Source organism: Weissella confusa, assembly GCF_004766315.1.
Classification (GTDB): domain Bacteria; phylum Bacillota; class Bacilli; order Lactobacillales; family Lactobacillaceae; genus Weissella; species Weissella confusa_A.
Map to the genome: position 1 here is coordinate 1 of NZ_PVSN01000093.1, position 644 is coordinate 644.

Here is a 644-nt window from a genome sequence, read left to right on the forward strand (position 1 = left end):
GTACTATAATTGATGTAGTATCGATTTTTTTGGAGGTAATGGTTGTGGATTTAAAACAGGAAATAATGGCTGATTCACGTAATGCGTCATTTACAGCGCGCGGACTTGAGCCGATTTATATGATTGCACCAACCGTGAAAATATTGATTATTGGCCAAGCACCGGGCGCAGTTGTTGAGCAAACCGGGATTTTGTTCAATGATAAAAGTGGTGATCGATTACGCGAGTGGATGGGTATCGACCGGACAACCTTCTATGACTCTGGCTTAATTGGTGTGCTACCGATGGATTTCTATTTTCCAGGCAAGGGGAAGAGGGGTGATTTACCACCACGCAAATTTGTGGCGGGTGAATGGCACCAACGACTACTTGATACGATGCCGGATGTCGAATTGATTTTGCTAGTCGGAAAATATGCGCAACAGCATTATTTGCCAATCAAAGCGAGTGAATCGTTAACCAGTGTGGTACATCGATTCGCGGATTTTGGGCCACGGTATTTGCCGTTGGTGCACCCATCACCACTCAACAACATCTGGCTTGCCAAGAATCCGTGGTTTGAAACGGACGTCGTGCCCGCACTACAAAAACGTGTCGCAGATATCTTAAAGAAATAAAACAAGCCGACCTGATTTATAACCAGG

Annotated in this window: 1 protein-coding gene; it reads left to right on the top strand. The window is 45.0% G+C overall.

From position 1 onward, the window contains the following. Positions 1-38: 38 nt before the first annotated feature. Positions 39-617, top strand: a complete 579-nt coding sequence (locus C6P11_RS10820) for a uracil-DNA glycosylase family protein (RefSeq protein ID WP_135521012.1) — start codon at positions 39-41, stop codon at positions 615-617. Positions 618-644: the final 27 nt, after the last annotated feature.

Coding starts and splice junctions, on each gene's coding strand:
- C6P11_RS10820 (WP_135521012.1), top strand. CDS start 39: ATGGTTGTGGATTTAAAACAGGAAATAATGGCTGATTCACGTAATGCG.